General features: G+C 73.4%; 12 protein-coding genes. 10 read left to right on the top strand and 2 right to left on the bottom strand.

Annotated elements, in window-relative coordinates; genetic code table 11:
- Positions 1-127 precede the first annotated feature (127 nt).
- The 10 genes from ACIRQ9_RS31135 to ACIRQ9_RS31090 all read left to right on the top strand — a co-directional run bounded on the left by ACIRQ9_RS31135 (position 128) and on the right by ACIRQ9_RS31090 (position 9,942).
- A complete protein-coding gene (locus tag ACIRQ9_RS31135; RefSeq protein WP_404180871.1) occupies positions 128-571 on the top strand; it encodes an RrF2 family transcriptional regulator in 444 nt (147 codons plus the stop codon).
- Positions 568-1,473 (top strand): DsbA family protein, encoded by a 906-nt coding sequence (locus ACIRQ9_RS31130; protein WP_404180868.1) that lies wholly within the window; start codon positions 568-570, stop codon positions 1,471-1,473. Before ACIRQ9_RS31135 ends, ACIRQ9_RS31130 begins: the two co-directional genes overlap by 4 nt.
- A 508-nt stretch (positions 1,474-1,981) precedes the next feature.
- Positions 1,982-3,538 (top strand): ABC transporter substrate-binding protein, encoded by a 1,557-nt coding sequence (locus ACIRQ9_RS31125; protein ID WP_404180865.1) that lies wholly within the window; start codon positions 1,982-1,984, stop codon positions 3,536-3,538.
- Between the two features lie 42 nt (positions 3,539-3,580).
- A complete protein-coding gene (locus ACIRQ9_RS31120) occupies positions 3,581-4,609 on the top strand; it encodes an ABC transporter permease (RefSeq protein WP_404180862.1) in 1,029 nt (342 codons plus the stop codon).
- A gap of 2 nt (positions 4,610-4,611) precedes the next feature.
- Positions 4,612-5,520 carry an ABC transporter permease gene (locus ACIRQ9_RS31115; RefSeq protein WP_404180859.1) on the top strand — a complete coding sequence of 303 codons (909 nt, stop codon included), beginning with the start codon at positions 4,612-4,614 and terminating at the stop codon, positions 5,518-5,520.
- Entirely contained in the window at positions 5,517-6,386 is an 870-nt protein-coding gene (locus tag ACIRQ9_RS31110; protein WP_404180856.1) for an ABC transporter ATP-binding protein, read from the top strand. Before ACIRQ9_RS31115 ends, ACIRQ9_RS31110 begins: the two co-directional genes overlap by 4 nt.
- On the top strand, positions 6,383-7,210 hold the full coding sequence (locus ACIRQ9_RS31105; protein ID WP_404180853.1) for an ABC transporter ATP-binding protein: 828 nt from the start codon (positions 6,383-6,385) through the stop codon (positions 7,208-7,210). Before ACIRQ9_RS31110 ends, ACIRQ9_RS31105 begins: the two co-directional genes overlap by 4 nt.
- Positions 7,211-7,246: 36 nt before the next feature.
- The gene (locus ACIRQ9_RS31100; protein WP_404180850.1) at positions 7,247-8,578 is read left to right on the top strand and encodes an LLM class flavin-dependent oxidoreductase; all 1,332 of its coding nucleotides are present in this window, start codon (positions 7,247-7,249) and stop codon (positions 8,576-8,578) included.
- Between the two features lies 1 nt (position 8,579).
- A complete protein-coding gene (locus tag ACIRQ9_RS31095; RefSeq protein WP_404180846.1) occupies positions 8,580-9,368 on the top strand; it encodes an alpha/beta hydrolase in 789 nt (262 codons plus the stop codon).
- A 58-nt stretch (positions 9,369-9,426) separates the two neighbouring features.
- A complete protein-coding gene (locus tag ACIRQ9_RS31090) occupies positions 9,427-9,942 on the top strand; it encodes a flavin reductase family protein (RefSeq protein ID WP_404180843.1) in 516 nt (171 codons plus the stop codon).
- A gap of 70 nt (positions 9,943-10,012) precedes the next feature.
- Here the strand turns inward: ACIRQ9_RS31090 and ACIRQ9_RS31085 are convergent, their stop codons facing one another.
- A complete protein-coding gene (locus ACIRQ9_RS31085) occupies positions 10,013-12,478 on the bottom strand; it encodes an endonuclease/exonuclease/phosphatase family protein (protein WP_404180840.1) in 2,466 nt (821 codons plus the stop codon).
- A 164-nt stretch (positions 12,479-12,642) separates the two neighbouring features.
- On the bottom strand, positions 12,643-13,782 hold the full coding sequence (locus tag ACIRQ9_RS31080; RefSeq protein ID WP_404180837.1) for a GDSL-type esterase/lipase family protein: 1,140 nt from the start codon (positions 13,780-13,782) through the stop codon (positions 12,643-12,645).
- Positions 13,783-13,851: the final 69 nt, after the last annotated feature.

Raw genomic sequence — 13,851 nt, 5'->3', positions numbered from 1 at the left:
TAGGACGCCCGCGAAAAGGGTGTCAAGAGGTGTCCATTGCGCTTCACCTGCGGCAATGTTCCCGCAACAGTCCGAGCGGACGGCCCTGAGCGGCCCGCCGGACGGGCTCCTCGGGCATGATGTGCGCATGCATATCTCCGCGAAGGCGGACTACGGCATACGGGCACTGCTGGAGCTAGCCCGTGAGCCCGCTCGTCCGCTGACCTGCGAGGCGATCGCCTCCTCGCAGGAGATTCCGTTCCGGTTCCTGAAGTCCGTGGTGGGTGAGCTGCGCCGAGCGGGCCTGGTGCGCAGCCAGCGCGGCTGCGAGGGCGGTTACTGGCTGGGCAGACCCGCCGACGAGATCACCCTGCTGGACGTCACGCGGGCCGTCGACGGCGAGCTGATCACCCTGCGCGGCGAGCCGCTGTCCGGGCTCGACTACCCCGGTCCGGCCGCCGGACTGCCCGGGGTGTGGCGTGCGGTCGAGGCGGGGGCGGCGGCCGTGCTCGGCGGGGTGACCCTGCGGTCGCTGCTGGCCGACGGGACGGCCGGAGCGGCCGGAGGGCCGGTGCGGACGGGCGCCGCGTGAGCGGTGCGGCGGCCGGCGGGCCGCCGTCCGTCGAGGTGGTGGAGTACACCGACCCGCTCTGCCCCTGGGCCTGGGGCTCGGAACCGGTCTTCCGCAGGCTGCGGTCGGCGCTGACCGGCCGGGTCCGCTGGCGGCGGGCGTACGCGATCCTCTTCGACCACGACGACGACCCGCCGCCGGACCCGGCCGCCGAGACCGCCTGGTACGCGCGCTACGTCGAGGGGGTCTGCGCGCACACCGGGGCTCCGCGGGCGGTACGGCTGAGCCGGATGCCGGCCAGTTCCTGGCCCGCCTCGCTGGTCGCCAAGGCCGCCGAACTCCAGGGCGACGAGGTCGCGGGGCGGGCGTTGCGGCGGCTGCGGGAGAGCGTCTTCGTGCTCGGCGAACCGGCGGACACCCCGGCGCTGGCGCTGGCCGCCGTCCGCGGCACACCGGGTCTGGACCTGGCGCGGCTGACCGCCGACGCCGGGTCCGGCGCGGTGCTGGAGCGGGTGCGCGCGGACCGCGCCGAGGCACGCCGGCCGGTCCCCGAGGTGCGCGCGGTGTCCGGCGGCTCGCCGCATCCGGGCGCGGCCAAGGAGACCGCCGGCGGCGGACACCGGTACGCGCTGCCGACCCTGCTGGTGCGGGCGCCGTCGGGACACCGGGCGGTGCCCGGCTGGCGGCCCTTCGAGGAGTACGCGGCCGCCGTCGACGATCTGTGCCCCGGCCTGCTCGGGCCGGCGGCGCCGCTGCCCGCGGCGCAGGCCCTGGAACGTTTCGGGAGCATGACGGAACCGGAGCGGCTGCTGCTGGCCGGGGGCGCGTGGCCGCCGCCGCACGCCGTACGGGTGGAGACCGGAAACGGCCCCGTATGGCTGCATCCTGACGAGGCGTCAGCGAGACCGGCCGTCGCCGGCTGACCGAGCGGACCCCGCCGGGAGCGGCCGTGCGGGCCGTCCCGCCGAATGAGACACCAATTGGTGTCCATTGACAGCCGCTCGCGGCTGCCTCCAGGATGTGCAGCATGCTCACGACGCACCCCGGTGTGGTGTGCCGCTACGTGGACCTGCGGCGCACCTGCAGCGCACTCTGTCGCTGACCCTCCGCCGTCCCCGGCCTCCGGCCGTCCGCCACCTCCGGCCCGCGGCCGCCTGACCTCCGCACCCGCCCGGTGCGGCCCCGGCCGCCTGCCGTCCGGCCCGATCGCGTCCCGCCCTTCCGCACGGCCGCGTCCCCCGTCACCCTCCGGCCCGTCCCCGCGCGGCCGCCCACTCCCCCTGCCCTGAGTGCCGCACGCCCCAGCGCGTGCCGGCGCTCTCCCCGGCATGCCCGTCCGGTCCCGGTCGACGGTCCGCACGGCTGCCCGGCCTACCGTCCACCCCGCTTTCCCCGCCCGGCCCAGACCGGGCCGCCCACAGGAAGAACGAGATGCCCGCACACCACACCGCCCCCCGTCGCGGCCCCGGCCGGTCCGGCCCGCGCACCGCTGCCGTCGCCGGCGCCCTCGTCGCCCTGCTCGCCCCCGCGCTGACCGCCTGCGGCTCCGGGACCGCCTCCGCCGGCAGCGGCGCCACGCTCAGGTGGACCTCCTCCTACTTCCCCGCCCACTGGGACCCGGTGGTCAGTGGCAGCGGCGCCCAGTTCCGCGAACTCGCCCTCACCTACGCGTCGTTGACCCGCACCGACGAGACCGGAAAGGCCGTGCCCGATCTCGCCAGGAGCTGGGAGTACAACAAGAAGGGCGACCGGATCACCTTTCACCTGCGGCCCGGTCTGAAGTTCAGCGACGGCGAGCCGGTGGACGGCGCGGCGGTCAAGGCGGCCGTCGAACGGGCGCAGAAGCAGAAGAACTCGGCGCTCTTCGGCGATCTGACCTCGATCCGATCGGTCACCGCCAAGGGGCTGGACGCGGTCCTGCACCTCACTCAGGTCGACTACCAGATACCGCAGTTGCTCGGGGAGCGGGTGCTGCAGATCGCCAGCCCCAAGGCCGCGGCGAACCCGGCCGAGCTGGACCGCGCCCCGGTCGGCGCGGGGCCCTTCGTCGTCACCCAGCTGGTGCCGGGCACCAAGGCGGTCCTGCGGAAGAACCCCGACTACTGGGACGCGAAGAACATCCACATCGACACCGTCGAACTGACCTCGGCGCCCGACGCCTCCACGGTCGTCTCCGGCCTGCGCACCGGCGTCTACAACTTCGCCGACCTCGCCCCGAGCCAGGCGGCCGCCGCCAGGAAGGCCGGTCTGGACGTCTTCTCCCAACCGGGCTTCAACGCCAACAACATCAGTCTCAACGTCAACAAGGCGCCGTTCGACGACGACCGGGTGGTGGACGCCGTCCGGTACGCGATCAACCGTCAGGAGTTCGTGGACAAGCTGACGTTCGGCTACGGCTCGGTGACCGACCAGCCGTTCCCGAAGGGCTACGTCGCCTACGACCCGAAGTCGGCGAACCTGTACCCCTACGACCCGGCGAAGTCCAGGAAGCTGCTCGCCGAGGCGGGCCACAAGCCCGGCACGGTCCGGCTCGACCTGGTCATCCCCGCCGAGGACCCCCAGGCGGAGCTGGTCCAGTCGCAGCTGGCCGCGGTCGGGATCACCGTCCGCATCAAGATCGACAAGAACTGGGCGACCCCGTTCTTCGCGAAGGACCTGACGTTCTCGCTGTACGGCACCACCGGCCGGGACTCCGCGCTGCAGACCCTCACCGCGCACTTCGGCCCGCACGGCCCGCTGAACCTGAGCTCGCCCTACGAGCCGGCCGGCTTCGAGGCCGCCGTCGCGAAGGTCCGCAGGACGCCGCTGGACTCGCCCGACTACACCAAGGTGCTGCAGGCGGCCACCCGTGCCGGGCTGCGGAGCAAGGCACTGGTCTTCACCTACTCCGCGCCCAACCTCATCGCCAAGAGCAAGGCGATCTCCGGCCTGCCGAGGAACCCGGCCCACATCGACTGGACCGGCGTGACCATATCCGGCACCCGCTGACCTCCGTCCGCCCGTCCCACCAGCAGAGAGGGGGCAACCCTCATGACGTCGACCCAGGTGTCCGCCGGGCCGGCCCGCCGTCGCGGGGCCGCCGCGGCCAGGGCACGGCACACGCTGGGCCGGGTCCTGGCCGTCCTCGCCCGGTCGGTCGCGATCATCGTGCCCGTCTTCGTGGTCGCGACCTTCGTGACCTTCGCGCTCCGGTCGCTGAGCGGACTCAGCCCGGCGCGGATCCAGCTCGGCGAGGAGGCGACTCCCGAGGCCGTGCACCGGGTGGAGTCCCAGTGGGGACTGGACCGGCCCTTCCTCGTCCAGTACTGGGACTGGTTCACCGGCGTCCTGCACGGACAGCTCGGCACCAGCTGGACCAACGGGGCCGACATCTCCACCCTGATCGGCCTCGGTCTGACCGTCAGCCTCTCCATCGCGACGCTCGCCCTGGTCATCGGCGTCCTCCTCGGTTTCGTCCTCGGCACCACGGCGGCGCTGCGGCGCACCACCTGGGTGGACCGGGCGATCACCGGGTTCGTCACGGTGATCTCGGTGATGCCGGCGTTCGTGGTCGGCATCGTGCTCGTCGCGGTGTTCGCGGTCGGACTCCATGTCCTGCCCGCCGCCGGATACGTCCCGGCGGCGCAGGGGGCCGGGCCGTGGCTCGCGCACATCACGCTGCCCGCCGTCGCGCTGAGCCTCGACGTGGTCGCCGACGTCGCCCGCCAGCTCCGCGGCCAACTCGTCGCCGCCTACCGGGAGAACTACGTGACCGGCGCCGTGGTGCGGGGGCTCGGCCCACGGCGGATCTTCCTCACGCACGTCCTGCGCAACGGCATCGGTCCGGCCCTCGCCACCCTGGGACTGAAGTTCCCGGCCCTGGTCGGCGCGTCCGTCGTGACCGAGTGGATCTTCGGGCTGCAGGGCTTCGGCCGCTTCGCCAACGACTCCGCGCAGGCCGGTGACGTACCGGCCGTGCAGGGCGTGCTGGTGGTCTCGATCGTCCTGGTCGTCCTCTTCAACCTGATCGTCAACCTGGTGCTGGCGCGTGTGACGCCCGCATCGCAGCGGGGGGTCTGACCATGGTGCGCCGCGTCCTCTCCCTCACCTCGGGCCGGATCGCCCTCGGCATCCTGGCCGTGGTCGCCCTCCTGGCGGTCCTCGGCCCGGTGCTCGCCCCGTACGACCCGCTGGCCACCAGCGCCGACACGCTCGCGCCGGCCTCGGGAGCGCACTGGCTCGGCACCGACTACCTGGGCCGTGACGTGTTCAGCAGGCTGCTCGACGGCTCCCGCGTCAGCGTGCTCGGCGCCCTCGAAGTCGCGCTGGTGGCCCTGGTCGTCGGCGCCGTGCCCGGCATCCTGTCGGTGTACCTCGGGCGGGCCTTCGAGTGGCTGACCCTGCGGCTGGCCGACACGCTGGTCGCGCTCCCCTTCCTGCTCTTCGCCGTCGCGGTGATCGCGCTGCTCGGCAACGGGATCGGCCAGGCGATGCTCGTCACCGGGGTGCTGGTCTCCCCGCTCTTCTACCGGGTCGGCCGGGCCGCAACGCTGTCCGTGGCCCGCTCCCCGTACGTGGAGGCGGCGATCGTCTCCGGTGCCTCCACCGGCTGGATCGTCCGGCGGCACGTCCGGGCCAAGGTGCTGCCGCCGGTCGCGGTCGCGCTCGCCCAGACCGTCGGCACCGGCTTCGTCATCGTGTCGAGCCTGACCTTCCTCGGCATCGGCGTACAGCCGCCCGCGCCCACCTGGGGCGGGCTGCTCGCCTCCGACCTCGGCTATCTCGACTACCAGCCGTGGGCGCCGGTCGTCCCGGCCCTGCTGATCATGGTCACGGTCTGGGCCGGGAACCAGCTCGCCGACGCGATCCGCGACGTCTCCGGCGAAGCAGGCCGGGCCTTCGTCGCCGCCCGCACGGCCCGCTCCGGCCGCCCCGCCGGGCGGCGCGGGAGCGGCCGGTCCGACTCCGTCACCGCCGGAGGTACCTCATGACCGCCCTGTCCCCGAGCCCCGCCACCGCGCCGGCCCGCGCCGCCGCCACCGCGGCCCCCGTGCTCGCCGTCCGGGACGTCCGGATCAGCGACCTGACCGCCGACCGGGAGATCGTGCACGGCGTGAGCTTCGCGCTCACCCCGGGCCGGACCGTCGGCATCGTCGGCGAGTCCGGCAGCGGCAAGACCCTCACCTGCCGGGCGGTGCTGGGCATCCTGCCCCCGCACTTCGAGGTCAGCGGCGGCTCCGTCGAGATCAACGGCACGGACATCGCCACACTGACGCCCCGCCGGTGGACGGAGCTGCGGGGCACGACGATCAGCGCCGTGTTCCAGGACCCCGCCTCGTACCTCAACCCGTCGATCCGGGTGGGCAAGCAGATCGCCGAGGTGGTCCGGCTCAAGAAGGGCCTGAAGCGGCGCGCGGCCCGGGACCGCGCGATCGAGCTGCTGCACGCGGTACGGCTGCGCGACCCCGAACTGGTCTACGGCCAGTACCCGTTCGAGCTGTCCGGCGGCATGCTCCAGCGGGTCCTGATCGCGGCCGCCGTCGCCGCCGACCCGGACATCCTCATCGCCGACGAGGCCACGACCGCGCTCGACGTCACCGTCCAGGCGGAGATCCTCGACCTGCTCGCCGAGTTGCGCGAGCGCACCGGACTGGCCCTGGTGGTCGTCTCCCACGACCTGGCCGTCGTCGCCCAGCTCTGCGACGAGGTCCTCGTGATGCGCGACGGCGAGGTGGTGGAGCACGGCCCGGCGGCCGAGGTGCTGCACCGCCCGCGGCACGAGTACACCCGGCTCCTCGTCGCCGAGCACGAGAGCTACGGCCTGGAGAAGTTCCGCGCGCCGCAGGAGGCATCGTGACCACCGCTCCCGTACTCGACGTCACCGGCCTGGACGTGCACTACGGCCTACGGCGCCGGCGGCGCCGGGTCCTGCACGGCGTCTCGCTGAGCGTGGCGCCCGGCGAGACCGTCGGCGTGATCGGCGAGACCGGTTCGGGCAAGTCGACGTTCGCCCGCGCCGTGCTCGGCCTGACGCCCGCCTCGGCGGGCCGGATCGTGATCGGCGGCGAGGACGTCGGCCGGTACGGCAGGCGGCAGTGGCGCGGTCTGCGCCGGCGCGGTGTGGTCCAGTACGTCTTCCAGGACCCGCTGCGCAGCCTCGACCCGGACCTGACCGTCGGGGAGTCGCTGATCGAGCCGCTGCTCGTGCGGGGAGTGCCACGCGCGGAGGCGGCGGACCGGGCCCGTACGTTCCTGGACCGCGTCCGGCTCTCCGAGGAGCTGCTCGGCCGGCTGCCCGGCGAACTGTCCGGGGGCCAGCGGCAGCGGGTCGCGGTCGCCCGTGCCCTGGTCACCGAACCGAAGCTGGTCATCCTCGACGAACCGGTCAGCGCCCTGGACTCCGCGAACCGGGTGCAGATCCTGCAGATCCTCAAGGAACTCCGCGACGCGGGCACGGCGCTGGTCTTCATCTCGCACGACCTCGGCTCGGTCGCCGGGATCGCCGACCGGATCGCGGTGCTCTACCGCGGCGAACTGGTCGAGACCGGCACCGCGCGGGACGTGATCACCACCCCGAAGCACGTGTACACCCGGCTGCTCGTCAGCTCCGCGCCCACCCTGCGCTCGGCCCCTGCGGACCGGGCCGGCCGCGAGGCCCTGCGCGCCCTGCTGCACGCCTGAACCGCCCGACTCCCGCCGCACAGAACGGACTCACCGATGGCACGCACGATCCACCTCGCCCTCCACCCCTACGGCGTCGGAGGCCCCGGCCAGCACGGGCTCTGGAAGGACCCACGGGTCGCGAAGAACGCGAGCATCGACATCAACTACTACATAGCGCAGGCGCAGGCCGCCGAACACGCCCTGTTCGACGCCCTGTTCATCGTCGACAGCCAGTTCATCAACGCCACCTACCCCGCGCACTACCTCAACCGCCTGGAGCCGCTGACCCTGTTGTCGGCGGTCGCCACCCACACCCGGCACATCGGCCTGGTGGGCACGGCGAGTTCGACGTACAACTCGCCGTTCAACCTGGCCCGCCGGTTCGCCTCCCTCGACCACATCAGCGGTGGCCGCGCCGGCTGGAACGTGGTGACCAGCTTCGACACCGGCACGTCGCGGAACTTCGGGCTGGACGAGCACCTCGACTACACCGCCCGGTACGGCCGCGCGCTGGAGTTCGTGCAGGTCGCCCGGGGCCTGTGGGACTCCTACGAGGACGACGCGTTCCCCGCGGACGTGGCGCGGGGCGTCTTCCTCGACCCCGCGAAGCTGCACGAACTCAACCACGAGGGAGAGCACTTCAGGATCGCGGGCCCGCTCAACCTGTCCCGTTCGCCGCAGGGCCAGCCGGTGATCTTCCAGGCCGGGGTCTCCGAGGAGGGCCGGGACCTGGCGGCACGGGTCGCGGAGGGCATCTACGCGCCGGGCGGCTCGCTGCAACAGGCGCAGGACTACTACGCCGACATCAAGAAGCGCACCGCGTCCTACGGCCGCGACCCCGAGCACATCAAGATCTTCATCCACGGCGGTCCGGTCGTCGGCCGCACCGACGAGGCGGCCCGGCTCCGCGAGCGGGAGATCTTCGAGGAGGACAACGACTTCGCGGGCAACCTCGCGCTGCTGGGCCGCTCGTTCGGCGCCTACGACTTCAGCGTGCACGACCTGGACGGCCCGTTCCCGGACGTCGCGCACCTCGCCGAGAGGGGCGGCCGCACCGGAGCGGCCAGGCTGATCGAGCGGGCCAGGTCGGAGAACCTCACCCTGCGTCAGGTCGCCAACCTGGTCAGCGAGTTCCGTCAGTCGCCGTTCGTCGGGGCGCCGCGGACCGTCGCCGACACCATCGAGGAGTGGTTCGACGCCGGCACCTTCGACGGCATCAACCTCGCCTTCCGCACCGACGAGGACCTCGAACTCTTCGTGGACGGCGTCGTCCCGATCCTCCAGAAGCGCGGGCTGTTCCGCACCGAGTACGAGGCCGACACCCTGCGCGGCAACCTCGGCCTCCCCGTCCCCGCCAACCGCCACACCGTACGAGCCGGAGCCTGAGATGAGCCAGTACACCGATCACCACGCCCCCGAGGGCCTGCTCACCCGCGGGACCGTCGTCGTGGTGCCGGGCCGGGGCGAGAGCCGCGCCGTCTACGGGCGGTTCGGCAGGCGGCTCGCCGCCGACGCGTACCGCGTCCGGGTCGTGGACGGCCCGGAGATCGACGCCGCGGACCTGGAGGGTTCGCTGGCCCGGTTCGGCGACCGGCTCGCCGCCGCCGTGGCCGGCACGGCGGCGGCCGGCGAGGAGGTGACCGGGCCGGTGGTACTGGTGGGTGCCGACTCCGGTGCCGCGGCCGTGGCGGCGCTGCTCGGTCTTAGCGGCTCCGCGGCCGCCGTACGGCCGCAGGCGGTCGTCCTGGCGGGTCTGCCCGGTGCCGGCCAAGCCGTCGCCGCGACCGCCGGCAGCGCGCTGACCTGGGACGACGAACTCGACGTCCGTACCTCCTGCCCGACCCACCGCGGTGTCCTCGGCGACGACCCGCGGGCCCGGTCCGGCGCGCTCGGCGTCCCGGTGCCCGGTGCGCTGCTGGACGCGGCCCACCACGCCGATCTCGCGGTCCCCGCCCTGCTGCTGGTCGGCGACGCGGACCCGCTCGCCGACCGCGACGCGCTGGCCCGCACCGCCAAGTCTCTGTCCCGCGCCCGGCTCGCGGTGGTCCGCGACGCCCACCACGACGTCCTCAACGACCTCCAGCACCGCTCGGTCGCGGCCGAGGTCGTGACCTTCCTGGAGGCACTGCGCACCGGCCTGGTGCCGGCGGTCGCGGTGGCGTCGAGCGCCTGGTGAGCCCCGGCGCCGCGGGCCACGGCCCGTACCACTCCCCCGCCTACCGAAAGGACAGGGCATGACCGTCCCGATCCGCCGAGGTCCGTCGCCGTCGGCCACCGTCCCCGACGGCGCGGACATCCTCCGCGACACCCTGCGCCGGCACGCCGCCGGCGTCACGGTGATCACCTTCCCCGGGCCCGTCGGCTTCACCGCCACCTCCTTCACCTCCGTCTCGCTGCGGCCGGCCCTGGTGTCGTTCTGCATCGGCCTCGAAGCGTCCAGCACTCCGGCCGCACGCCTCGCGGAACGCTTCGCCGTCCATGTCCTCGGGACCGCGAACGCCGGTCTGGCGGCACGGTTCGCGCGCAGCGGCATCGACCGGTTCGACGGCGTGCGCTGGCAGGCGCAGCCGGACGGCCTGCCGGTCCTCGACGGAGTCACCGGCTGGCTGTCGGCCCGTACCGTGCTGCGTCAGACCGTCGGCGACCACCTGCTGGTCGTCGGCGAGATCGACTCGGGCGCGGTGGCCGCGGACGCTCCGGCCCTCGTCCACCACAACGGCGGCTTCGCGTCGGCGCATCCGCTGGGGTGAGCACGGCCCCGGCCGGAACCGGCGGCGGCCGGCGGGGAGCCGGTCGCCGCCGAGGCGACGCGCGCCGTCGTCACCTCCGGTGCGGTCCCGGCCGATGGGACGTCCCGCCGCAGTTCTCGACGTCGATCCGGACGACCTGCGGGTCGTGGTCGCTCGCCTGGTCGGCGAACTCGGCGTTGACGTGCACGACGTCGTAGTCGAGGCGGGTCAGGGCGGGGCTGGTCAGGATGTGGTCCAGGGTCTGGCTGTTGCCGTCGTAGACGTAGCTGTACCGCTCGGACACCGGGAGGGTGTCGATCAGGTCGGTCAGGTCGTGGCCGTTGCCGGTGAGGGTCTTGACGGCGTCGGAGAACTCGAAGTCGTTCAGGTCGCCCGCGGCCACGATCCGGGCCCGGGGGTCGGCGGCGAGCAGCGACTTCACGAACGCGTTCTCCTGCGCGGCCTGGAGGCGTCGCCGCGTCTCCGAGGAGCGGGTCGGCTCCTGGTAACGGCCGTGGACCGGGTCGTCGCCGCCCTTGGAGACGAAGTGGTTGGCGATGACGAAGACCGTACGGCCCTGGAACACGAACTCGCCGACGAGCGGCTTGCGGCTGTCCGTCCAGGCGGTGCTCGCCGGGTCGATACGGCCCGGGGAGGCGGACAGGTGGGCCCGGCCCTTGCGGTCCTGGACCACGGAGACGGCGGTCGTGGAGGGGTCGCCGGCGGCGGCCCGGTCCACGAAGGAGACCCGCTTGGCGTTGAACAGGAACACCTGGCGGATGTTGCCGCCGGGCTCGCCGCCGTCCTTGTCGTTCACCGGATCGACGTAGCGCCAGGAGTACGTGGGGCCGCCGGCCGCGACGATCGCCGCGGTGAACTTCTTCAGGGTCGCCTCGGCGGAGACGGTGCCGTCGTCGGTGGCGCCGTTGTCGTCCTGGATCTCCTCCAGGGTGACGATGTCGGGCGAGGAGAGGTTCTTGACGACGCCCTTGGCGAGCCGGGCGAACTTGTCGTCGGCGTCGGTCGGGTCGAGGTTCTCCACGTTGTAGGTGGCGAGCGCCAGTTCGCCGCGGGACTGTCTGCGCGTCACCTCCTGCCTGAGGCCCTTGTCGACGGCCGTGCCGGTGCCGGCGGCGGAGGGCGCGAGCAGGTAGCCGCCGAAGTCGGAGTAGTCGACCGGGCCGGTGGTGGTGCCGGCCAGTTCGTCACCGACGTTGAGGACGGGGGTCGTTCCGTCGGCCGAGACGATCTCGATGCGGCCGGTGTTCTGCTGGTCGTAGCCGCCGTAGAGGGTGCCGCCGCGCCGGGTGGGGTGCTCGTGCGGCTTGGCCGTCACGAACATCTCGCCGTAGCTGTTCGTGGCACCGACCACGCGGGCGTCCGTGACCGAGGCGCGCATGCCCTCGATGGACTCGTAGAAGTCCTGGGAGTACACGGCGGGCTGGAGGGTGAGGCCCTCGATGCTGCCGCCGCCCGCGGTCGGCGTGTACGCGCCTGGGACGGTGGAGGCGTCGAGCGCGACCGGGGCCGGCAGGGCGTTGCCGGTGGAGAGGGTGGTGGAGACCGGGCTGCCCAGTTCGGTGACCGACTGGGCGGCGGAGGACGGGTAGTACTCCGAGACCTTGCCGCTGACCAGGACCGAGTCGCCGACCGAGACGGTGGGCGCGGCGGAGCCGGTGTAGACGAACAGGCCCTCGCTGGTGGCGGGGTCGGCGTCGGGGGCGGGGTCCTGGATCCAGTAGCCCTTGCTGCCGGTGGTGCGCACGGCGGTGACGACGCCGGGGACGCCCGCGACGCTCTGGCCCTTGAGGGGTGAGACGCGGGTGCGGCCCTGGATGTCGTGGATGCGGAAGGCGCCGGGCTCGGTCGGCCCGCCGGGGCCGGGGCCGCTGCCGCCGTTCGCGGTGTCGCCCGCGCTGTTGACCGGGGTGGGCGTGCCGGCCGTGAAGTCCGCCGCGTTGTCGTCGGTGTCGGCGAGCGAGGCGGCCCGGGACACGGAGGTGGTGTTGCTGGTCGCCGGGGCGTCGCGGCCCTCACGGACGACGGCGGTGCCGTAGCCGAGGAGGTCCACGACGTCGGGGTCGCCGGTGCAGTCGGCGGCCGTCTTGCAGGTCAGTGCCGCGGTGCCCTTGACCAGGGCCACGGTGCCCGCGGTGGCGGACATCGCGGTGGAGCCGGTCGCGTCGGCGGCGGGCAGCGCGGTCGTGCCGCCGGCGCCCGCGCCCTCGCCGACCAGGTAGGTGCCGCCGGCGGGCAGCGCGCCGGTGAGCGGGGTGACCTGCCAGGGCGAGTTCGCGGAGGCGGAGGCCGGGAGGTACTGGACGCTGTAGCCGTCCAGGGAGTAGGCGGCCGTGGAGCGGTTGGCCAGCTCCACGAAGTCGTTGGTGAGCGTCGCCCCGGAGTTGCCTCCGCCGCCGTACGCCTCCGAGATGACCGCGTTCGCCGACGGGGTGGCGAACGCGGCGGGCAGGGGCGCCACGACGACGGCCGCCGTGGCCGCCGCGGCCACGAACGCGGCGCCGGCTATCCGCGATGCGCTGGGTCTGTGAATCTGCACGAGGATGACTCCTTCAACGTCCGCCCGAGCAGGGGCACATGACGTGCCGTCGGCCGGTGGGATCCATGCGACCGGCTGAGGTTACGCGCGTAGAAAAGGCGTCACAAGGTGTCCGCGGTGAAATCTGCGCATCCACTGCGCTCGCGGCGGGCCGGTTCCTGGCGCTACCGCAGCACGCCGCGCGGGCCGAACGCCCGGGGCAGGAGGCGTTCGGCCATGCGTGCGTAGCCGGCCGCGTTCGGGTGCAGGCCGTCGGGCAGGTCGGCGAGGTCTCCGGTGCCGAAGAGCGTGGTGCCGTCGATGAGATGCAGGCGGTGGTCGCCCGCCTTGCGTCTGCGTTCGACGTGGTCGGCCAGCAGCTCCCGCACCCGGGTCAGCGTCAGTGCGCCCGCGGCGAGTTCGGCCGGGCGGTCCAGGGCGCGGACCCTGCCGTCGGGACCGGGCAGGGTGGGGCCCGGCCGGGTCTCGACGGCCGGGCAGACGATGGGGCTGATGACGAGGACCGGGGTGTCCGGGTGGCCGTCGCGGACGGTGTCGAGGAAGCCGTGGAAGGCCGGTACGAAGGTGCGCTCGCGCAGGGTGTCGGCGCCCACGACGTTGATGCCCAGTTCCAGGCTGATCGCGTCGGCGGGCAGGTCACGGACGGTCCGGGCCATGAAGGGGTCGAGGTGGCACTCGCCGCCGAGTCCGAGGTTGACCAGGGAGCGGCCCGCGCGCCGCGCGACGAGGGCCGGCCAGGTGCCGGTCGGGCGGTCCGCCTCCGAGCACTGGCTGATCGAGCTGCCGTGGTGCACCCACACCGGTCCGCTCGCCGGGGCCGGACGCACCGACGCCGCGGCCGGGACGCGGACGTCCACGAGCGTGGTCGCCCGCGAGTTGGACAGCCAGATCTCGACGCGGCGCTCGCGGGGTTCGGCGCCGATCGGGAACCGTACGGTGGCCGGCGGGGCCGGGTGCTCGTCCAGGGCCATGGTGTCGGGGTCGACCCGGATGAGGGTGCGGTGGGACGTGGTGACGGGAGGCCGCAGTTCGCCGTCGACGACCAGGTCGAAGACCACGTCGGCCGGCTCGGACCCGGCCATCACCACCTGGGTGAGCTGGGCGTCCACCTCGATCCCGGTGGCGTCCGTGAGCATCTCCAGCCGGACCCCGGAGGGGATGGTGCCGGCGAGCTCGAAGGCGGTGTCGGCCAGTTGGGCGCGGCCGGCCGCGGGGGCGCGGTGCAGGGCGAACCCGGCGGGACCGGGGGTCTTCTCCAGTGCACCGACGACGCAGTCGAGCGCGAGAGGGATAATGGAACGCACGGGGCGGATCTCCTTGGGACGTGGCCTGGAAGTGTGCTTCTTCCCCGGATACCGGCCCGTGCTCGCGAA

It is taken from the genome of Streptomyces sp. NPDC101237, from assembly GCF_044767465.1.
GTDB lineage: Bacteria > Actinomycetota > Actinomycetes > Streptomycetales > Streptomycetaceae > Streptomyces > Streptomyces gramineus.
The sequence above is the reverse complement of the archived record's forward strand: the minus strand, read 5'-3'. Positions and strand labels throughout refer to the sequence as shown.

Coding starts and splice junctions, on each gene's coding strand:
- ACIRQ9_RS31115 (WP_404180859.1), top strand. CDS start 4,612: ATGGTGCGCCGCGTCCTCTCCCTCACCTCGGGCCGGATCGCCCTCGGC.
- ACIRQ9_RS31090 (WP_404180843.1), top strand. CDS start 9,427: ATGACCGTCCCGATCCGCCGAGGTCCGTCGCCGTCGGCCACCGTCCCC.
- ACIRQ9_RS31120 (WP_404180862.1), top strand. CDS start 3,581: ATGACGTCGACCCAGGTGTCCGCCGGGCCGGCCCGCCGTCGCGGGGCC.
- ACIRQ9_RS31095 (WP_404180846.1), top strand. CDS start 8,580: ATGAGCCAGTACACCGATCACCACGCCCCCGAGGGCCTGCTCACCCGC.
- ACIRQ9_RS31110 (WP_404180856.1), top strand. CDS start 5,517: ATGACCGCCCTGTCCCCGAGCCCCGCCACCGCGCCGGCCCGCGCCGCC.
- ACIRQ9_RS31135 (WP_404180871.1), top strand. CDS start 128: ATGCATATCTCCGCGAAGGCGGACTACGGCATACGGGCACTGCTGGAG.
- ACIRQ9_RS31125 (WP_404180865.1), top strand. CDS start 1,982: ATGCCCGCACACCACACCGCCCCCCGTCGCGGCCCCGGCCGGTCCGGC.
- ACIRQ9_RS31100 (WP_404180850.1), top strand. CDS start 7,247: ATGGCACGCACGATCCACCTCGCCCTCCACCCCTACGGCGTCGGAGGC.